The sequence below is a fragment of the Xanthomarina sp. GH4-25 genome, from assembly GCF_045363175.1.
GTDB lineage: Bacteria > Bacteroidota > Bacteroidia > Flavobacteriales > Flavobacteriaceae > Xanthomarina.
Genome location: NZ_JBJFLO010000007.1, coordinates 23,674 through 43,903, shown reverse-complemented (window position 1 = coordinate 43,903; position 20,230 = coordinate 23,674). Strand labels below are relative to the sequence as shown.

Genomic DNA, 20,230 nt, shown 5'->3' with positions numbered 1-20,230 from the left:
CTTTTATAAATTTTTTAAAGCCTGTTTTATAATTACTTCGACACTTGCATCTGGCTGAATTGTTATAATTTTATCTACCACACGTTCAGATTGTTTTTTATTAAATCCAAGAACATCTAAAGCAGATAACGCTTCATCTTTATTCGTATTGCTTTTCTGGGTTGAAAGTTCGTCAATATCATACACTTTCAAAATTTTATCTTTTAAATCCAGAATTACTCGTTGAGCTGTCTTTGCTCCAATTCCTTTTATAGATTGTATTAAAGCAACATCTCCAACAGCTATTCCTTCCCTAACTTGTTTTGGTGTTAAAGATGACAACATGGTTCTTGCTGTACTAGCTCCAACACCACTTACTGAAATCAATAATCTAAAAATTTCTCTTTCTGCTAATGAAGAAAACCCAAACAACGTATGTGAATCTTCTTTAACTTGAAGGTGAGTAAACAATTTTAAATTTTCTTGATCAGGGATTTGCGAGAAGGTATGCAAAGAAATGTTTAATATATAACCTACACCATTACAATCTATAACAACATCGGTTGGATTTTTCTCAACAAGTTTCCCTTGAATATGTGTAATCATTAACAAAACTTTAATAAACTCTCAAATGTAATAAAATTATTCGCATTATAAAGCCGTTTATTTTTCTAATACATCTTTAATTTCTAGTTCTTTTTTTTCTTTTTGTTGTGCATCTATTACTGCTATAGCTGTCATGTTAACAATTTCATCAACACTTGCGTCTAACTGAAGGATATGTACAGGTTTTCGTAACCCCATCATTATAGGCCCAATAGAGTCTGAATTGTTTAGTTCTTTTAATAGTTTATAAGTAATATTAGCTGATTCCAGATTTGGGAAAATTAACGTATTTACTTTCTTTCCTGCCAATTTAGAAAATGGGAAAATGTCTTGAAGCATCTCTCTATTTAAAGCAAAGTCTGATTGAAGCTCTCCATCTACTGCTAAATTGGGATGTCTTTTATGCAAATAACTTACAGCTTCACGAACTTTTGTTGCTGTTTGGTTTTTTGAAGAGCCAAAGTTTGAATAGGATATCATAGCCATAACGGGTTCCATACCAAACATCTTTACAACACCAGCAGTCATTTGAGCAATTTTAGTTAAATCTTCTGCAGTTGGATTAATATTTATAGCAGTATCGCTTAAAAACATAGGGCCTCGTTTAGTCATCATTACGTTTGTTGTAGCAATTCGAGTTGAATCTGGAGCTAATCCTATAAGCTCTAATACAGGTTTCACGACTGAAGGATAAGATCTTGAAAAACCAGAAATCATAGCATCTGCATCACCTTCATTTACCATCATGGCTGCAAAATAATTTCGTTCTCTCATTATTTTTTGTGCAGAATACAATGTTTCTCCTCTTCGATTACGTTGTTCCCAATAAACTTTAGCATATTTATTTTTACGAGCCTCTTCCTCGTCCGATTTAGGATCGATAATCTCTACATCTGCATCAAATTCTATCTCTTCTTTTAATTTTTCAATGGCGTCTCTTCTTCCTAATAAAATAGGTATTGCTATTCCTTCATCAAATACAATTTGAGCAGCTTTTAAAACATCTAAATGATCTGCTTCTGCAAAAACCACTCTTTTTGGATTAATTTTAGCCCTATTTAATAATAATCTTACAATTTTATTATCAGAACCTAAGCGCTCTAAAAGCTCGTCTTTATATTTTTCCCAATTTTCAATTGGTTCTTTAGCTACTCCGCTATCCATAGCAGCTTTGGCAACTGCTGGAGGCACTTCGGCTATTAATCGTGGATCGAAAGGTTTTGGAATAATATATTCTTTGTTGAATGTTAAACGTGTTTCCCCATAAGCAACATTCACTTGTTCAGGCACAGGTTCTTTTGCTAATTTTGCTAATGCTTTTACGGCAGCCATTTTCATGGCTTCATTAATTTTGGTGGCACGAACATCTAAGGCTCCTCTAAAAATAAATGGAAAGCCTAATACATTATTTACCTGATTTGGATTGTCTGATCGTCCCGTTGCCATAATAATATCTTTTCGCGTATTGATTGCTAATTGATATTCTATTTCTGGATCTGGATTAGCCATGGCAAAAACAATAGGGTTCTTAGACATCGACAATAACATATCTGGAGTTAAGACATCTGGTTTAGAAAGACCAATAAATACATCGGCATCTTTCATGGCTTGTTCTAAAGTATCTATTTGTCTATGAGTAGCATACTCGGCTTTCTCAGTGGTTAAATTAGCTCTGTCTTGTCTAATAACACCTTTACTATCAAGCATGACAATATTTTCTCGTTTGGCACCAAAGGCCTGATATAGCCTTGTGCAAGAAATGGCAGCAGCTCCTGCGCCACTAATAACAATTTGTACGTGCTCTATGTTCTTTTTAGAAAGCTCTAATGCATTTAACAAGGCAGCAGCCGAAATAATTGCTGTTCCGTGTTGGTCATCATGCATGACTGGAATATCCAATTCTTCTTTAAGTCTTCTTTCTATTTCAAAAGCTTCTGGAGCTTTAATATCTTCTAAATTGATGCCACCAAAAGTTGGTGCAATCATTTTAACCGTTTGAATAAATTCTTCAATATTCTCAGTATTGACTTCAATATCGAACACATCAATATCTGCAAAAATCTTAAAGAGCAATCCTTTGCCTTCCATAACTGGTTTTGATGCTTCGGGACCAATGTTTCCCAGCCCTAAAACGGCAGTTCCATTAGAAATTACGGCAACTAAGTTTCCTTTTGCTGTATATTTATAAACATTATTCACATCTTTTGCAATTTCCAAACATGGTTCAGCCACTCCTGGAGAATAAGCCAGAGATAAATCTCTTTGTGTGGCATATTTTTTTGTTGGCACCACCTGAATCTTTCCTGGAGTTGGTTTTGCATGATATACTAAGGCTTCTCGTCGTTTACTTTGCTTGCTCATATTACTGATAATTCTTAATTACAAATGTAATAATACTAAAATTTAAACTCTAATGTTTTACCAGTTGAATATATAAAGTCTCTAGACAATACATCATTATTTTCTATCTTTACTTTAATTATATAGCAATATGCAAAAACATTTAAGGTTTCTTTTCTTTTTGATATCTATCTTTAGCTATGCACAAGACCCAGTAAACAACTTAATAGATAGCTTAAATCTTGTAAATAGCTCTGAAGATAAAATTAAACTTGCACAGAAAATTGCATTAAGTTTAAAAGAAAATGATTGGGATCGAGCAATTACCTATTTAGAATTATCTGAAAGTGAAGCAAAAAAAACAGATAAACCTGAGTCTTATCTTGCAGGCATTTATGTCAATGCAGGTAACATGTATAGCTCTAAAGATGTCTTAGATGTTACATTAGATTATTATCAAAAAGCATATAACATTTATTACGATGCTAATAATATTCCTGAAGCATCAAAAATAGAGAATAACATTGCCGTTGTTTATGCCAGATTAAACAATAAGGAAGAGGCTTTAAAACATTTTAAACAAGTCTATTTATATCAATTAAAAAAGAATGACTCCTTACGTATTGCACAAATACTGAATAATATTGGGACTATTTATCTGGAAGAAAACTTAGACTCCTCATTATATTATTATAACAAATCTCTAAAAATTTCTAAAAAAATTAATGACACGATTTTAAACGCTTATTTATATACAAATCTTGGTCGGATTTACGATTTAAAAAATGATAGTGTCTCTGCTCAAAATTATTTTAATAAAGCACTATTAACTATTAAGAACTCTAATCATGATAATGCAAACTCTTTTGTTTACCAATCGATATCTGAATATTATTTAAACAAAAGTGAAAATGATTCTGCAATAAGTTATGCTAATAGAACTTTAAATGTTCATGATGAAGCTGCATATAATTTTACTAATTTGAATGCTATAGAAACTCTTTTTACTGCTTATACTAATAAAGAAGATTTTAAAAGTGCTGTTCAATATTATAAAAAATACAACACATTAAGAGACAGCTTAAATATTGAAGACAAGGCTGTTAATGTAGAACGACTTAAACTTCAACAAGAGTATAAAACACGTTCTCAAATTAGAGAATTACACGAAGAAAAGCAACAATTCAAATATTTTTTAATTGGACTTAGTTTGATTATTGGCATTTTAGGGCTCCTTATTTTAGTTATAAAATACCGAAATCGAATGACTAAAAACCGGCTTGAAAAAGAATTATTAAAAACAAAACAACAAGAATTAAGACATAGTTTAGATGCAAAAAACAAAGTGTTAATAGGGAAAGCTATGACCGAAATGCACAGAACAGATATAGTAAACGACATTTTAAAAGATTTAAAACATATTAAACTAAAAGCTGTTAAAAAAGAAACCCAACAAGCAATAGACTTTATTTTAAAACGTTTACAACGTGATTTAAACACAGATATTTGGCAAGAATTTGAAGTTAGTTTCGAACAAGTGCATAAATCATTTTATAAAAATCTTACCAAAAAACACCCAGATTTAACACCTAAAGACCGAAGGTTATGCGCTTTACTTTTTCTTGATTTAACTTCTAAAGAAATCTCTCAAATTACTGGACAATCTTTCAAATCTGTAGAAAATGCGCGAACTAGATTACGTAAGAAGCTAGATCTAACCAACGAAAAAATTAATTTATCAACCTATCTCAACTCTCTTTCCCTTAATTAAAAAGATTTTTTAATTTTTTTTACTGATTGATTGTCAATTGTTTAAAATACAATGAGTGTGTTTATGTTGTTGTATTTTAAGGATTGAGTGTTTTAGCAATAGCTCTTTTTTTTTAATTCTTTTATCTCTGCTTTAGTTTTGCTTCAGCTAATACAGAACTATTATGGCTTCATCAAAATCTAAAAAGAACGAAACAAAAAGTTTGGAGGAATTATTAGAAGACTCTAAAATAAAAAAAGAAGCTCTTAAAAAGATTATTGATAAAATGAACAAGAACACTAATAAACACAATTAATTATGAAAAAAATTACTCTTTTAATGGTTTGTTTACTTACAACCATTTTTGCAAATGCACAATGGAATAGTGATACTGCTATAAACACCTTAGTATCTAATTCTAATGCAGGAGACACACAGTCTGTAGTAGGATCTAACGACTATACATACATCGTATTCTGGAAAAGTATAGCGTCACCAACAAATTACGAATTAAGAATTCAAATTCTTGATGATTCAGGTAATCAATTATTAGGGGCTGATGGTTCTTTAATAAGTAACACCATACCTATGAGTACATTTACACAAGTCTGGTCATTAATCTTAGATGACTCAAATAATGTATATATAGGACTTACAGGTACAGCAGGGAATGTTGGACGTGCTTTTAAATTAGACAGTAATGGCAACAACTTATGGACAAGTAATGGTCTTGATCTTGGAACGGCATATACTGTTAGAATACAGCCATTACCAACTGATGACGTATTAATTTCTAAGTTGAATGGCTCAAATTTTAATGGAGAAATTCAAAAATATGATAGTGATGGTGTAGCAATATGGGCAAACCCAACAAGTTTAGGTTCTGGAACAGTACCTGCAAATTTATATGAATTATCAAATGGTGATTTTATTTCAGTTTACCATGTTCTTGGTTCTGGAATTACATCTACTATGTATGCACAACGATTTAATGATTCTGGTGTAGCGCAATGGGCAAATCCAACTCAGCTATTTGCAAGTGGCAACAATACAGCTTATAATACAACTTATTTTGGCGCTCAAGATGGAGATAACATCTACTATTCCTACAAATTAGCCCATGATAGTAGGTTTGATGCCTATGTACAACGCATTAATCCAGATGGCACTTTACCTTGGGGAATTACTGGGATGGATTTTGATATTAGACAAACAAATTATGAGCAAGAAATTCAAATTGCATATCAACCAGGTTCTACGTCAATTTGGGCTTTATGTAGATATACTGATGCTGCTCAAGGCCAAGTAGGTATATATATTCAAAGTTTTGATAAAACTACTGGAGCCCGACAACTTACAGATAACGCGAAAGCAGTGTATACCATAAGTAATCTTGGTATTAGTCCTGTAGGTAATTTTAGATTAACAAATTCTGGACAACCTATTTTCTTAACTGCAATAATTGATAATAGCCTAAATGTAAACCTTTTAGATTCTAACGGGGATTTTGTTTGGACAGAGGGAACTAAGCCTTTAGCAACATCCACAGGAAGTAAATCTCGTATAAATTTTCACGCATTTTCAAACAATGATTTTGTGACCACTTTTGTTGAAAATAGAACTGGTACTTCTTTAGCATATGCACAAAACTTTACAGATAATGCGTTGTCTATAAACGAAGTTGATGAGATTGATGATTTACAATTTATAAACCCAATTACAAATCGTTTAGAACTAAAAAGTAATCATACAATTCAAGAAGTATCTGTTTACAATACTTTAGGACAATTAATAAACAAAATAGAAAAAAATAACAGTAATACACTTACAATAGATTCTGAAAACTGGAATCCTGGAATGTATTTAGTTCATGTAAAAACCACACAAAATAAAAATCAAGTGGTTAAAATTATTAAAGAGTAGTAATTAGATTGATTAATAGTTGTTTGTAAAAGCTCTTTTGAAAATTTCGAAAGAGCTTTTCGTTTTAAGAATCTTTTATAAAATTAATATTCCGTTTTAAACCTGAATATTTGGTTCGCTTAACTGCCGATTTCTTAAATACTTTTTTAAAAGTGTCTTCTGTAATCTCTTCCCAATCTTTTTTGGACATGGACAGCAATTCAGGATGCGGATTAAATAAAGGCTCATTATGAGCTTTTGAAAACCGATTCCATGGACATACATCTTGACAGATATCGCAACCAAACATCCAATCGTTAAATTTGCCTTTAAATTCAGTTGGAATAGTTTCTTTTAACTCAATGGTGAAATACGAAATACATTTGCTTCCATCAACCACATAAGGTTCTGTGATGGCATCCGTTGGACACGCATCAATACATTTAGTACAAGTACCACAATGATCTGAAGTAATACCATCATATTCTAATTCCAAATCAATTATCAATTCAGCTATAAAATAGAATGATCCCACTTGTTGTGTTAGAAGGTTACTGTGTTTTCCTATCCAGCCTAAACCTGATTTTGCGGCCCATGCTTTATCCAGTACAGGTGCCGAATCTACAAAGGCTCGACCTTCCACTTCGCCAATTTCATCTTGTATTACATGTAATAAAGATTTTAATTTATCTTTTATAATAAAATGATAATCTGTTCCGTAGGCATATTTAGAAAGTTTAAAAGTGTTGTCTAATTGAGTTTCTGCAGGATAATAATTTAACAATAAAGACACAACACTTTTGGAGCCTTCAACTAATTTTGTTGGATCTAAGCGTTTATCAAAATGGTTTTCCATATAGCTCATTTCTCCATGACTATTATTTTTGAGCCATTTTTCGAGTCGTGGTGCTTCTTCTTCTAAAAATGTTGCTTTACTAATACCACAAGATATAAAACCGAGACGCTTGGCTTCGGTTTTTATAAACTGACTGTATTTAGATTTATTTTCTATCAAAAGATTCTTTCTTCAAATCTTAGAAACGCATTTTTTGGTTTCAAAGTAATTAATGGTGTTATCTCAATTGTATCAAATTCGGCATGTATTTTAAATTTAGAAACGAGTTCGCTTACAGCTATTATCATTTCAAACATCGCAAAATTATTCCCTATACATTTTCTTGGTCCAGCCCCAAACGGAAAATATTGAGAAGAGTATTTTCGGCTTCCATTAACAAATCGTTCAGGCAGAAAAGCATCTGGTTGTTCCCATAAATCTGGATGACGATGTATTTCATAAACTGAAAATAATAGATTGGAGCTTGGTTTAAACACCATGTCTTTAAAACGATCTTCAGAAACATTTACTCGATCTATAAAATAAACTGGAGGAAACAATCGCATAGATTCTTCAATAACTTGCTGACAAACCTTAGACGAAGTTACTATGGTCATTAAATCATCCGTTTCTTTTTTAATTTCTATTATCTCCTGATGAATTTTTTCTTGCCAATCTGGATGCAATGCTAAAAGCTGAAAGGTAAAAGTTAATGCATTTGAGGTGGTTTCATGACCAGCTGTAAACAAGATTAGAATCTCATCAATTAGTTGTTCTTCGTACATTGCGGAACCATCTTCATATTTAGCATCTAATAACATGTCTAATAAATCATGTTCTTTTACTTCTGATGCTCTCCGATCGGAAACAATTCGTTTTAAAATTTGACGTGCTTCTTCAGTTAATGCAAGATGTTTTTTAATATTTCCACTAATAGTAAACCACCATCCTAAATAAGGTTGACGTAGCTCTTTAACTAGCATTTTTTGAGCTGCTTCAGTTATGTATTGAAGCCTGTCTATATCTTTTTGATTTGCAGCACTACTGAACAGAGATTTCACAACGGTTTGAAACGCTAAATCGTTAAGAATTGGAAATATATCCATAACATCATTAGTACTAATTCTAGAGTACTCAGTGAAAATAGCAAGTTTAATAGTTTCTAATAAATTCTCTAATTGTTTTTTATGAAATGCTGGCTGAATTAGTTTGCGTTGTATTTTCCAGTGTTCACCTTCAGAAGTAAGTAATCCTTTACCAACATATTTAGCCAGGTCTTCTGTTTGAATTTTAGATTTTATATAATTCTTTTGATTTTTCTGGAGCACATATTCTGCAAAAGCTGCATCTCTAGAAAAGTAAATGGTGGTATTAATACCAATATTTAAACTGAAAGTATTCCCTTTCTCTGAAAAGTTTTTATGATGAAATGGTAAAGGGTTTTTTAGAATATTTAATGAATGCTTTACAAACTGCGATAAAGGAACTTTAGGTATGTTATTATTAATACTCATGACAATGTATTTCCTTTTACGGTAGGATGAAAGTCTGAAGCGAATTCAGAATAACATTATATTTTTTTTTAAAACAAACCACCTTGAACAGGACCTTTTACCCTTCCTAGATGTTTATATGCTAATTCGGTGACTTCACGTCCACGAGGTGTGCGCATGATAAAACCTTGTTGAATTAAGAAAGGTTCATACACCTCTTCAATAGTTTCAGCACTTTCGCTTACAGCTGTTGCTATGGTTGTTATTCCCACAGGACCTCCTTTAAATTTATCGATAAGAGTTGTAAGGATTTTATTATCCATTTCATCTAGGCCATGAGCATCTACATGTAACGCTTCTAAAGAAAATCTGGCTATTTTAATATCGATTTTTCCATCTCCTTTTATCTGTGCAAAATCTCGTACACGACGTAATAACGCATTTGCAATACGAGGTGTTCCTCTACTTCTTCCAGCTATTTCTACTGCTGCTTCCATAGAAATTGGAACTTTTAAAATGTCTGCACTACGTTGTACGATAGTAGTTAATAATTCGGTGTTATAATATTGAAGTCGGCTTTGAATACCAAAACGAGCTCTCATGGGTGCTGTTAATAATCCAGATCTCGTGGTTGCTCCTACTAAAGTAAAAGGGTTTAGATTAATCTGAACTGTTCTGGCATTTGGACCAGACTCGATCATGATATCAATTTTATAATCTTCCATAGCCGAATACAGGTACTCTTCAACTATAGGGCTTAATCTATGTATTTCATCAATAAACAAGACATCTCTTTCTTCAAGATTTGTTAATAAACCTGCTAAATCTCCTGGTTTATCTAAAACAGGTCCTGATGTTACTTTAATTCCAACGCTTAATTCACTTGCTAAAATATGTGCTAAAGTGGTTTTTCCTAAGCCTGGAGGACCATGAAATAAAGTATGATCTAATGCTTCTTCTCTTAAATTAGCAGCCTGAACAAAAATTTGTAGATTTTCTAATACCTGATCTTGACCAGTAAAATCATCGAATGATAAGGGTCTTAACTTTTTTTCTACATCCAGTTCTTCTGGTGTAAAATTATCTCCTGTTGGATCTAGGTTTTCGTTCATACATCACAAATATAAACAAAAAGCCTTTCTAAAAATAGAAAGGCTTTGGTTGAATTATATATAGAATTTCAATTAATGTTGAAGCTCTTCTTCTCCTTCTTTTAAAGGTACATTTTGAGGAACAAAATCGACATCATGACCTGGTTTACTATAGTCATAAGCCCAACGGTACACATGAGGAATTTCTCCTGGCCAGTTTCCATGCATATGCTTAACAGGTGCAGTCCATTCTAAAGTTGTAGATCTCCAAGGGTTTTGTGGTGCCTTTTTTCCGAAGAACATGCTTCCGAAGAAATTGTATAGAAACACTAATTGGAATACAGCTCCAATAATTGCAAATACAGTAATAACAACGTTTACATTTGCTAAATCATCAAATAATGGGAAATTAGAGTTTGTATAATAGCGTCTTGGTAAACCAGCCATCCCAATAAAGTGCATTGGGAAGAAAACGCCATAAGCACAAATAGCTGTTACCCAAAAGTGAATGTATCCTAGGTTTTTATTCATCATTCTACCAAACATTCTTGGATACCAATGATAAACTCCTGCAAACATTCCATAAAGAGCAGAAATACCCATTACTAAGTGGAAGTGAGCAATTACAAAATAAGTATCGTGAACATTAATATCTAAAGCAGAATCTCCAAGAATAATACCTGTTAAACCTCCAGTGATAAAGGTAGAAACAAAACCTATTGAGAAAAGCATGGCAGTATTCATTTGTATATTACCTTTCCAAATGGTTGTTATCCAGTTAAAAGCTTTTACTGCTGATGGGATTGCAATTAATAACGTTGTGAATGTAAATACAGAACCTAAAAATGGATTCATTCCTGAAATAAACATGTGGTGACCCCAAACGATAGTTGATAAGAATGCTATGGCTAAAATAGAGGCAATCATGGCACGGTAACCAAAAATTGGTTTACGGGAGTTTGAAGCCATAATTTCAGAAACAATTCCCATGGCTGGTAAAATTACAATATATACCTCTGGGTGTCCAAGGAACCAAAATAAGTGTTCAAACAATACAGGTGATCCTCCTTGATAATGCAACACTTCACCTTGAATAAAAATATCTGATAAGAAGAATGATGTTCCAAAACTTCTATCCATTATTAACAATAACGCAGCTGATAATAAAACTGGGAAAGAAACTACACCAATAATAGCAGTTACAAAAAATGCCCAAATTGTTAGAGGAAGTCTTGTCATAGACATTCCTTTAGTTCTTAAGTTTATAACAGTTACTATATAATTTAAGGAACCTAATAATGATGATGCAATAAAAATAGCCATAGATACTAGCCAAAGCGTCATTCCCATACCAGATCCTCCTTGAGCCATAGGTAAAGCACTTAATGGAGGGTAAATAGTCCATCCTGCAGCAGCTGGTCCAGCTTCAACAAACAGTGATATAAGCATAATTATTGCTGACACAAAGAATAACCAATATGAAATCATATTCAAGAATCCTGAAGCCATATCTCTTGCGCCAATTTGCAATGGAATTAATAAGTTACTAAAAGTTCCACTTAAACCTGCTGTTAATAGAAAGAATACCATGATGGTACCATGAATGGTTACTAATGCTAAATAAATATCAGCATCCATAACTCCTCCTGGAGCCCATTTTCCTAATAAAGCTTCGAACAGTATATTTGGTTCTTCTGGCCATGCAATTTGAATACGAAACATAATGGACATTAATACCCCTATAACACCCATAATAGTACCAGTAATTAGGTACTGTTTTGATATCATTTTATGATCCTGACTAAAGATGTATTTAGTCACGAACGTTTCTTTATGATGATGTCCGTGATCGTCGTCGTGTGCGTGAGTATCTGCGTGTGTTGACATAATCTAATATATACTTTTTAAAACCGTTTCTTAATTACTTAATTAAAGAATTTTTAAATTCTTTTTGTTCTTTTATCCAAGCGTCGTACTCTTCTTGAGTTTCAACAATAATATCCATTTGCATGTTATAATGCGACTTTCCACAAATTTTATTACATAACAATAAATAGTTGAATTCGTAAGGGTCTAAAGCAGCTTCTCCTTTTGCTACTAAATCTTTACTCTTTTCTTTTCTAATATTATTAATGTTTGCCACTTTTTTCAACATTTCTGGAGTTTGTCTCATTTCAGCAGTGGTTACTGTAGGCGTAAATCCAAATTGAGTTATCATGCCAGGAACACAGTTCATTTGTGCTCTAAAGTGTGGCATATAAGCTGAATGAAGTACATCTTGAGAACGCATTTTAAACAAAACTGGTCTACCTACTGGTAAGTGTAATTCTGATACAATAATATCATCTTGAGCGTTTGGATCTGATTCATCTAGACCTAAAATATTTGCATTATCTAAGTTTATTAACCTAACATTTGCTTTTCCTAAAGTGTTGTCATTACCACCATATCTTGCTTTCCAGTTAAATTGTTGCGCATATAGTTCTATAACTAAAGGATCATCATCTTCATTTACATTCATTATACTATTCCATGTAAATAATCCGTAGATAATTAAACCAGCTAATACAATAACAGGAATAATAGTCCAAATAGCTTCAAGGGTGTTATTGTCTGCATAGAATAATGCTTTCTTGCCTTTTTCACCTCGATATTTATATGCAAAATAGTGTAATAGATATTGTGTAATTGTTTGCACAATAAATATAAGAACCATGGAAATAATCATTAAATTATCTATTTCTGGACCATGCTCAGATGCAGAATTTGACATTAATGGTAAATCTCCCCATTTTACAAAACAAACTATAGTGATGATATAGATGAAAGCTAAGAAAGCTAGCATCATATAAGCATTCATCTTGTTATCATGATCTGTTGCTATTTGGCTATTGGATACTCCTACTTGAGCTAAATCAAATATTTTAACCATTTGCCATATGGCAACAGCTACAAAAAATACTATTATTATTGTTAAAAAAGCTGTCATTGTCTTTTCTCTTCTTTAATTAATTTTTAATAATGGAAATGTTCACTTTCCTTTAAGAATGGGTTTCTTTTTACTATTAATGGTGCTTTAGTTAAAGCTGTAAATACGATAAATAAGAATAGTCCTGCGAATAACATAATGGAGCTAATTTCAGGGATTCCAAAAGCCCATCTATCTCCAACTGTAGCAGGCATAATCATTACATAAACATCGATATAATGTCCAACTAAAATGATAATTCCAGCCATAAATACAAACCAAGGAATTCGTTTATAATCGCTATTCATTAGCACTAAGAATGGGAATACAAAGTTTAATACTAGCATCCCAAAGAAGAGCCCGTTATAATCTTGAATACGCGTTACAAAATAAGTAACCTCTTCTGGTATATTGGCATACCAAATTAACATGAATTGAGAGAACCATAGGTAAGCCCAAAAAATGCTGAATCCGAACATATATTTCGCTAAATCGTGAATATGACTATCGTTTACTATTTCTAAATGTCCTCTAGACTTTAAGTAAAGAGCAACAAAAGCAATAACTGTAATTCCACTTACTGCCATTCCTGCAAATACATACCATCCAAACAAAGTACTAAACCAGTGTGGATCTACACTCATAATCCAGTCCCAAGACATAATAGATTCTGTATAAATAAAGAATACTAAAAATGCTGCTGAAATACGAAATGCTTTCTTAAAGTTACTATTGTCGTCTGAAGTATCCTGAGCTATGGTAAATTTACGTGCAAAATGTCTATACAAACTCCAACCCGCAATAAAAATTAATCCTCTAACAGCAAACCAACCTAAATTTAACCAACTTGCTTTAGCTTGAATTAACTTATCGTGAGCTACCACGTCTGGATCCATCCAAATAAATATATTATAATGACCTATTGTCCCTGAAGCAACAGCAATTGCTAAAACTATAAGTCCTCCAGGTAATACATAAGCAGTAATTCCTTCCATGACTCTAAATAGAACTGGAGACCAGCCTGATTGCGAAGCAAATTGTATTGCATAGAATGCTAACACACCAAGTGCAATCATAAAGAAGAAAAAAGCAGCAACATATAACGCAGACCATGGTCTGTTAGCTATTTGGTGTTGTACATGTTCCACGTGTTTTTTATGAGCATCTGAATGAGATTCTACTCCTTCACCATGTGTTTCTTGTGCATGATTTTCATTAGCTGCTGCATCATGAGATGCTGTTTCATGGGTAGCTTCTTCAGCATGACCTCCACCATGATGCGAAGTTTCTTCTGCCAACATGGTTTCAACGTCTTCAAAAGATTTATGAGATGTCATAAAACCATATCCTACACCTAATAGTCCTAAAATTATTAAGGCTATAGAAAATGTCTTTAATTTATTTGAGATTGTGTACATATCTATATTTAATCTTTATCTTTCTTACTTTTCTAATTTAGCTTTTAAATCTAATACGTATGCAACAACTTGCCAACGTTCTTCTTCATTAAGTTGATTTGCATAGGAACCCATGGTGTTTTTACCATAATAAATAGTGTGATAAATACTTCCTTCTGTAATAGCTCTTCCTATATCGTCATACTTTGGAATACCTAAAATCTTTTCTCTTTTCACAAGGTTTCCTTGACCATCACCTTTAGATCCATGACAAATTCCACAGTAGATATCATAAAGCACCTTAGCTTCCACCAAGTCTATTTGAGTAGAGTCTAATGGACTTTTTAAGTTTGTTTTAGCTAACATATAACCTTCAATATCGTTTGCGTAATCAAAAGGCATATGACCTCTAGCTATAGATCCTTCAGCAGGTAATTGTGCTTCTACACCAGTTCTAAATGCATCAGATTCTGAGTATGCTTCATAACCTACAGATTCATACATGTTTGGCATGAATTGATAATTAGGTCTTGAGTCGTTTTGACAAGACACAAAAGATGCAAATACTAATGCTATTATCGTTATTTTTACTAAGCTCTTCATATGACTATATTAATGTGCTTCTTCTTTTTCAATTAATTTAATTTCTACTGCTCCAGTTTCTTTAAGCAAGTTTTCTAACTCACTTTCGTTACCATTAACTGCTATTTCCATTAAAAAGTGATCGTCCGTGGTTCTTAAATCTGGATTTTCTGCTTTTTTAAATGGCCACATTCTACTTCTTAAATAGAAGGTGATAACCATTAAGTGTGCAGCAAAAAATACGGTTAGCTCAAACATAATTGGCACAAAGGCAGGCATGTTTTCAATGTAGCTAAAACTTGGTTTACCCCCAATATTTTGAGGCCAATCTTCAATCATGATATAATTCATCATCACAATAGAAACAATTAAACCAACACAACCATACATAAAAGATGCAATAGCTATTCTTGTAGGTGCTAATCCCATAGCCTTGTCTAGTCCGTGAACTGGAAAAGGTGTGTATATCTCTTCTATATGATGTTTTTCTGCTTTAACTTTTTTAACAGCAGACATTAATACATCATCATCAGTATAAATAGCGTGAATTACTTTTGAAGTTTCCATTGTCTACGCGTCGTTTTTTGATTTATTAACTTGGCTACCAGAAGTTCTTTCGTCTGCTCCTGTTCCTACTAAACTATCTCCTCTTTCTCTTATATTTTTATAGCGTTCTCCTGAAGATTTTAAAATAGTCTTCACCTCTGCTTGAGCAATTACAGGGAATGTTCTTGAGTATAATAAGAATAATACAAAGAAGAATCCAATAGTCCCTATAAATATTCCAATATCAACAAATGTTGGAGAGAACATGGTCCATGAAGATGGTAAATAATCTCTGTGTAATGAGGTAACGATAATTACAAAACGTTCAAACCACATTCCTATGTTTACTATAATTGAGATAAAGAAAGAAAACATGATACTCGTTCTTAATTTCTTAAACCACATAAACTGTGGAGAGAATACATTACAAGACATCATTGCCCAGTATGCCCACCAGTAAGGTCCTGTTGCTCTATTTAAGAAGGCATATTGTTCGTATTCAACACCTGAATACCAAGCGATAAATAATTCTGTAATATAAGCTACACCAACTATAGAACCTGTAATCATGATGACTATGTTCATTAATTCGATGTGTTGTACAGTGATATAATCTTCTAGATTACACACTTTTCTCATAATAATAAGAAGTGTGTTTACCATAGCAAATCCTGAGAATACTGCTCCTGCAACAAAGTAAGGAGGGAAAATAGTAGTATGCCAACCTGGTACTATAGATGTTGCGAAATCAAAAGACACAATAGTATGTACAGAAAGTACTAAAGGTGTTGCTAAACCAGCAAGAACCAAAGATACTTCTTCAAAACGTTGCCAATCTTTTGCTCTACCAGACCAACCAAAACTCAATAAAGAATAAATTTTCTTTTGGAAAGGCTTGATTGCTCTATCACGTAACATTGCGAAATCAGGAAGTAGACCAGTCCACCAGAATACTAATGAAACCGACAAATACGTTGAAATTGCAAATACATCCCAAAGTAAAGGTGAGTTAAAATTTACCCATAGTGATCCAAATTGATTAGGGATTGGTAATACCCAATAACCTAACCATGGACGACCCATGTGAATTATTGGAAATAAACCAGCTTGAACTACTGAGAAAATTGTCATTGCTTCAGCAGAACGGTTTATTGCCATTCTCCATTTTTGACGGAAGAGTAAAAGTACTGCAGAAATTAACGTTCCTGCGTGACCAATACCAACCCACCAAACGAAGTTAGTAATATCCCAAGCCCAACCTACAGTTTTATTTAAACCCCAAGTTCCGATACCTGTTGATATTGTATAAATAATACATCCTATTCCCCAGAGAAAAGCTACTAGTGCTATAGAAAAAACTATCCACCAAGATTTGTTTGCTTTACCTTCAACAGGTCTTGCTACATCCACCGTAACGTCGTGGTATGATTTTTCGCCTGTAACTAAAGGTCTTCTAATAGGTGCTTCGTAATGAGACGCCATAATCCTTTTATAATTATTTTCTTAATTCGTTTTATTATGCTTCGGTTGTATTTCTCACTTTAGTATGATATTGCACGTTTGGTTCTGTGCCTACATACTCTAAAAGGTGATACATACGATTATCTTCTAAAAGTTTTGCAACTTTACTGTCTTTATCATTAATGTCTCCAAATACCATTGCCCCATTACCACATGCTGCAGAACAAGCCGTTTGGAATTCGCCATCTTTAATTTCACGTCCATCACGTTTGGCATCAAGAATTGTTTTTTGTGTTTTTTGAATACACATTGAGCATTTCTCCATAACACCACGAGAACGAACAACGACATCTGGGTTTAAAACCATACGTCCTAAATCATCATTCATATGATAGTCAAATTCATCATTCTCACTATATAAGAACCAGTTGAAACGACGCACTTTATAAGGGCAGTTGTTAGCACAGTAACGTGTACCTACACAACGGTTATAAGCCATATGATTTTGACCTTGACGCCCATGAGAAGTTGCAGCTACAGGACAAACAGTTTCACAAGGTGCGTGATTACAATGTTGACACATAACTGGTTGAAAAACTACTTGAGGATTGTCTGAAGCATGCTCCATTTCACCAAATTCGCTTAATGAACTTCCTAATCCTGAAATATTTTCTTTCTTCTCAATGTCTTCCGCAAAAGATTCTTCAGATGAATAATATCTATCAATACGTAACCAGTGCATATCACGACTCTTACGTACTTCTTCTTTTCCTACTACTGGCACGTTGTTCTCTGCATGACAAGCAATTACACAAGCACCACATCCAGTACAAGCGTTTAAGTCTATAGACAGATTAAAATGATGTCCAATGGTACGATCATATTCATCCCACAAATCAACTTCTGGTGAAGTAACCGGAGTTTCAACGTGATTTAAAGACACCACAGGAATTGCATTCCATTCAGATTTGTCTTTGGTATTGAATATTTCTAAAGTGGTTTCTTTAATAATATCACCACGACCCATTAAGGTGTTGTGCAACTGTACAGACGCAAATTCGTGCATCCCTTGAGCTGCAGAAACACTTACATCTTGTACATTATTAAAATTATGGTATAACTTATAGGCATTAACACCCGTTTTCATTTCATTTTTTAATCCAGTTGTTCTTCCATAACCAAAAGAAAGACCAACAGATCCTTTTGCTTGTCCAGGCTGAATAATTACTGGAACATTTTCAATAGTCGTTCCATTAACGGTAACATTTGCGTAACTACCATTTAAACCACCATTTGCTACGTGTTCACTTTTCAATCCTAAAGCTTTTGCATCGTCTTTTGAAACCGTTAAATAGTTATCCCAAGACGTTCTTGTAATTGGATCTGGAAACTCTTGTAACCAAGGATTGTTGGCTTGTTTTCCATCCCCCATTCCAACTTTTGTGTATAGAGACAACTCCAATCCTGCAGAAGCAGTCGATGATGCTAATGCTCTTGCAGCTGACGCACCTGAAACAGATGCAGTTGTTGTAGTTTGTTCAGTAGCTGTTGTGGTTTCTTTATCTTTATTTAATCCCAAACCTGTTGCAACATCTTCAATAATACCACCTACAAAAGTTTTATCATCTGTTGCTGTTGCAGTTGCATTGGTTCCGTTTGAAGTAGAAATCGCTCCATTAGAAACAAAAACACCATCGTGCAATGCTTGACTAAATGAAGAACCTGCTAAAATATTTTCGTTCCAAGTTTGCTTGATATAATCGTGATAAGAAACATCGTTTCCTGTCCAATTTAACAAAGCATCTTGAAATTGTTTTGTATCGAATAATGGACGAATTGTTGGCTGCATTAATGCAAAATGTCCTTTTTTCAATTCTACATCTCCCCATGATTCTAAATAATGTGGAGCAGCAGCAATATATTGCGTTTGTGTAGATGTTTCGTCTGCTTTTAATGAAAAGGTAACCGATAATTCTGTTTGTGTTAATCCCTCAGCAAAGTCGGCTGCATTTGGTAATGTATATATAGGGTTAACACCACTCATGATAATAGCACCTACTTTACCTGCTTTCATTTCGGCAACTAAAGTATTAACTGCTTTATCGTTTCCTTGTCTTATTTTTATTGGTGTAGCTGCATCAAATGCTTTAGAATTCAAATAGTCATTAATTTCTAAAACGACTGTTTGTGCATTTACATCCTGAACTCCAGTTACTACGACACCTTTACTTCCTACGCTTTTTAGTTGAGAAGCAGCTTTACTTACAGCTGTTAATATGTGTTCTGGTAAATCGACAGAAACAGACCCTCCTACAACTTCACTATATAATTTAGCTAAAACTAATTTTTGCTGACTTGGAGTTACTGGCACACGCTTATCTGCATTAGCTCCAGTTAATGACATGTTAGATTCAAACTGAATGTGACGTGACATTTTTCCTTTAGTTGGAATACGTCCAGCTGCATAACCAGAGTCGAAACCTCCACCTTGCCAATCGCCTAGGAAATCTCCTCCTACAGAAACAATTGTTTCGGCTTTAGAGAAATCATAACTAGCTAAACCTCTTTCATTGTATTTTGCTTGGTAAGCATCTAGTGCAGCAGACTCAGATACCGCATCATAAACCACATGATTTACATTGCCGTATTTTTGTTTAAATTCTGAAATTAACTTCGAAGTAGAAGGGCTAGCAAATGTTTGAGTTAACAACACTATTTGTTTTCCTGAACCACTTAATTCTGTTAATTTTTGACTAACCTCAGCGTTTAAATCTTCCCATGAAATATAGCTATCTCCTTTAACAGGACCTTGCATTCTCATGCTATCATACAGACCTAAAACCGATGCATTTACCCTAGCATTAGCACTACCACTAGTAGTTGCCAAAGTATTATTTTCAATTTTAATTGGACGACCTTCACGAGTTTTTACTAAAACACTAGCGAAATCAAATCCATCTGCAATGGTTGTTGCATAATAGTTTGCTACACCAGGAATTATTTCTACTGGCTGCACTACATAAGGTATGGATTTAATAACTGGCCCTTCGCAGGCTGCCAATGATGCAGCAGCTGTACTAAAACCAACGTATTTTAAGAAATCACGACGTGTTGTTTTCGAACTCTCTAACGATTCTTTATTACCTAAAAACTCATCAGTAGGAATTTCTTCAACAAACTCATTTTGTTGCAGCGTCTCAACAATAGAACTATTTTCGTTTAGCTCTTCAACACTTTTCCAGTATTTCTTGTTTGATGACATATTATATAATTGAATTAC

The 20,230-nt window shown here is 33.4% G+C and carries 14 protein-coding genes and 1 pseudogene; 3 read left to right on the top strand and 12 right to left on the bottom strand.

The window, feature by feature from the left end; all coding sequences use genetic code 11:
* Window positions 1–3: 3 nt before the first annotated feature.
* Window positions 4–585, bottom strand: a complete 582-nt coding sequence (gene ruvA / locus ACI5KZ_RS11270; RefSeq protein WP_109309824.1) for a Holliday junction branch migration protein RuvA — start codon at window positions 583–585, stop codon at window positions 4–6.
* Between the two features lie 57 nt (window positions 586–642).
* Window positions 643–2,946, bottom strand: coding sequence for an NADP-dependent malic enzyme (locus ACI5KZ_RS11265; protein ID WP_406847675.1), 2,304 nt, complete (start codon window positions 2,944–2,946; stop codon window positions 643–645).
* A gap of 130 nt (window positions 2,947–3,076) precedes the next feature.
* Here ACI5KZ_RS11265 and ACI5KZ_RS11260 point away from each other — a divergent pair, with 130 nt between their 5' ends.
* From ACI5KZ_RS11260 to ACI5KZ_RS11250, 3 genes are all read left to right on the top strand, one after another.
* Window positions 3,077–4,696 (top strand): tetratricopeptide repeat protein, encoded by a 1,620-nt coding sequence (locus ACI5KZ_RS11260; protein WP_406847674.1) that lies wholly within the window; start codon window positions 3,077–3,079, stop codon window positions 4,694–4,696.
* A gap of 163 nt (window positions 4,697–4,859) precedes the next feature.
* On the top strand, window positions 4,860–4,991 hold the full coding sequence (locus ACI5KZ_RS11255) for a hypothetical protein (protein ID WP_406847673.1): 132 nt from the start codon (window positions 4,860–4,862) through the stop codon (window positions 4,989–4,991).
* A gap of 2 nt (window positions 4,992–4,993) precedes the next feature.
* A complete protein-coding gene (locus ACI5KZ_RS11250; protein ID WP_406847672.1) occupies window positions 4,994–6,598 on the top strand; it encodes a T9SS type A sorting domain-containing protein in 1,605 nt (534 codons plus the stop codon).
* A gap of 64 nt (window positions 6,599–6,662) precedes the next feature.
* On the opposite strand, the gene queG is transcribed toward ACI5KZ_RS11250, so the two are convergent.
* From queG to ACI5KZ_RS11200, 10 genes and pseudogenes are all read right to left on the bottom strand, one after another.
* Window positions 6,663–7,592, bottom strand: coding sequence for a tRNA epoxyqueuosine(34) reductase QueG (queG, locus tag ACI5KZ_RS11245; RefSeq protein ID WP_109309828.1), 930 nt, complete (start codon window positions 7,590–7,592; stop codon window positions 6,663–6,665).
* Window positions 7,589–8,926: a cytochrome P450 gene (locus ACI5KZ_RS11240; protein ID WP_406847671.1), complete on the bottom strand. Its 1,338-nt coding sequence runs from the start codon at window positions 8,924–8,926 to the stop codon at window positions 7,589–7,591. The genes queG and ACI5KZ_RS11240 overlap by 4 nt, the downstream gene beginning before the upstream one ends.
* 68 nt (window positions 8,927–8,994) lie before the next feature.
* A complete protein-coding gene (gene ruvB, locus ACI5KZ_RS11235) occupies window positions 8,995–10,017 on the bottom strand; it encodes a Holliday junction branch migration DNA helicase RuvB (protein WP_109309830.1) in 1,023 nt (340 codons plus the stop codon).
* Between the two features lie 72 nt (window positions 10,018–10,089).
* Entirely contained in the window at window positions 10,090–11,883 is a 1,794-nt protein-coding gene (locus ACI5KZ_RS11230) for a cbb3-type cytochrome c oxidase subunit I (RefSeq protein WP_109309831.1), read from the bottom strand.
* A gap of 34 nt (window positions 11,884–11,917) precedes the next feature.
* The gene (locus ACI5KZ_RS11225; RefSeq protein WP_109309832.1) at window positions 11,918–12,985 is read right to left on the bottom strand and encodes a cytochrome c oxidase subunit II; all 1,068 of its coding nucleotides are present in this window, start codon (window positions 12,983–12,985) and stop codon (window positions 11,918–11,920) included.
* A gap of 26 nt (window positions 12,986–13,011) precedes the next feature.
* Window positions 13,012–14,382, bottom strand: a complete 1,371-nt coding sequence (locus tag ACI5KZ_RS11220) for a quinol:cytochrome C oxidoreductase (protein WP_406847670.1) — start codon at window positions 14,380–14,382, stop codon at window positions 13,012–13,014.
* A 24-nt stretch (window positions 14,383–14,406) separates the two neighbouring features.
* Window positions 14,407–14,964, bottom strand: coding sequence for a cytochrome c (locus ACI5KZ_RS11215; protein WP_165815844.1), 558 nt, complete (start codon window positions 14,962–14,964; stop codon window positions 14,407–14,409).
* Window positions 14,965–14,973: 9 nt separating this feature from the next.
* Window positions 14,974–15,510, bottom strand: a complete 537-nt coding sequence (locus ACI5KZ_RS11210) for a DUF3341 domain-containing protein (protein WP_109309834.1) — start codon at window positions 15,508–15,510, stop codon at window positions 14,974–14,976.
* A gap of 69 nt (window positions 15,511–15,579) precedes the next feature.
* Window positions 15,580–16,971: pseudogene (gene nrfD, locus ACI5KZ_RS11205) on the bottom strand (NrfD/PsrC family molybdoenzyme membrane anchor subunit); the annotation flags it as partial.
* 34 nt (window positions 16,972–17,005) lie between these two features.
* On the bottom strand, window positions 17,006–20,212 hold the full coding sequence (locus tag ACI5KZ_RS11200; protein WP_109309836.1) for a TAT-variant-translocated molybdopterin oxidoreductase: 3,207 nt from the start codon (window positions 20,210–20,212) through the stop codon (window positions 17,006–17,008).
* Window positions 20,213–20,230: the final 18 nt, after the last annotated feature.

Excerpts from the sequence above, each read along its gene's own strand:
- ruvA (WP_109309824.1), bottom strand. The coding sequence starts at position 585 with ATGATTACACATATTCAAGGGAAACTTGTTGAGAAAAATCCAACCGAT.
- ACI5KZ_RS11265 (WP_406847675.1), bottom strand. The coding sequence starts at position 2,946 with ATGAGCAAGCAAAGTAAACGACGAGAAGCCTTAGTATATCATGCAAAA.
- ACI5KZ_RS11260 (WP_406847674.1), top strand. The coding sequence starts at position 3,077 with ATGCAAAAACATTTAAGGTTTCTTTTCTTTTTGATATCTATCTTTAGC.
- ACI5KZ_RS11255 (WP_406847673.1), top strand. The coding sequence starts at position 4,860 with ATGGCTTCATCAAAATCTAAAAAGAACGAAACAAAAAGTTTGGAGGAA.
- ACI5KZ_RS11250 (WP_406847672.1), top strand. The coding sequence starts at position 4,994 with ATGAAAAAAATTACTCTTTTAATGGTTTGTTTACTTACAACCATTTTT.
- ACI5KZ_RS11240 (WP_406847671.1), bottom strand. The coding sequence starts at position 8,926 with ATGAGTATTAATAATAACATACCTAAAGTTCCTTTATCGCAGTTTGTA.
- ruvB (WP_109309830.1), bottom strand. The coding sequence starts at position 10,017 with ATGAACGAAAACCTAGATCCAACAGGAGATAATTTTACACCAGAAGAA.
- ACI5KZ_RS11230 (WP_109309831.1), bottom strand. The coding sequence starts at position 11,883 with ATGTCAACACACGCAGATACTCACGCACACGACGACGATCACGGACAT.
- ACI5KZ_RS11225 (WP_109309832.1), bottom strand. The coding sequence starts at position 12,985 with ATGACAGCTTTTTTAACAATAATAATAGTATTTTTTGTAGCTGTTGCC.
- ACI5KZ_RS11220 (WP_406847670.1), bottom strand. The coding sequence starts at position 14,382 with ATGTACACAATCTCAAATAAATTAAAGACATTTTCTATAGCCTTAATA.
- ACI5KZ_RS11215 (WP_165815844.1), bottom strand. The coding sequence starts at position 14,964 with ATGAAGAGCTTAGTAAAAATAACGATAATAGCATTAGTATTTGCATCT.
- ACI5KZ_RS11210 (WP_109309834.1), bottom strand. The coding sequence starts at position 15,510 with ATGGAAACTTCAAAAGTAATTCACGCTATTTATACTGATGATGATGTA.
- ACI5KZ_RS11200 (WP_109309836.1), bottom strand. The coding sequence starts at position 20,212 with ATGTCATCAAACAAGAAATACTGGAAAAGTGTTGAAGAGCTAAACGAA.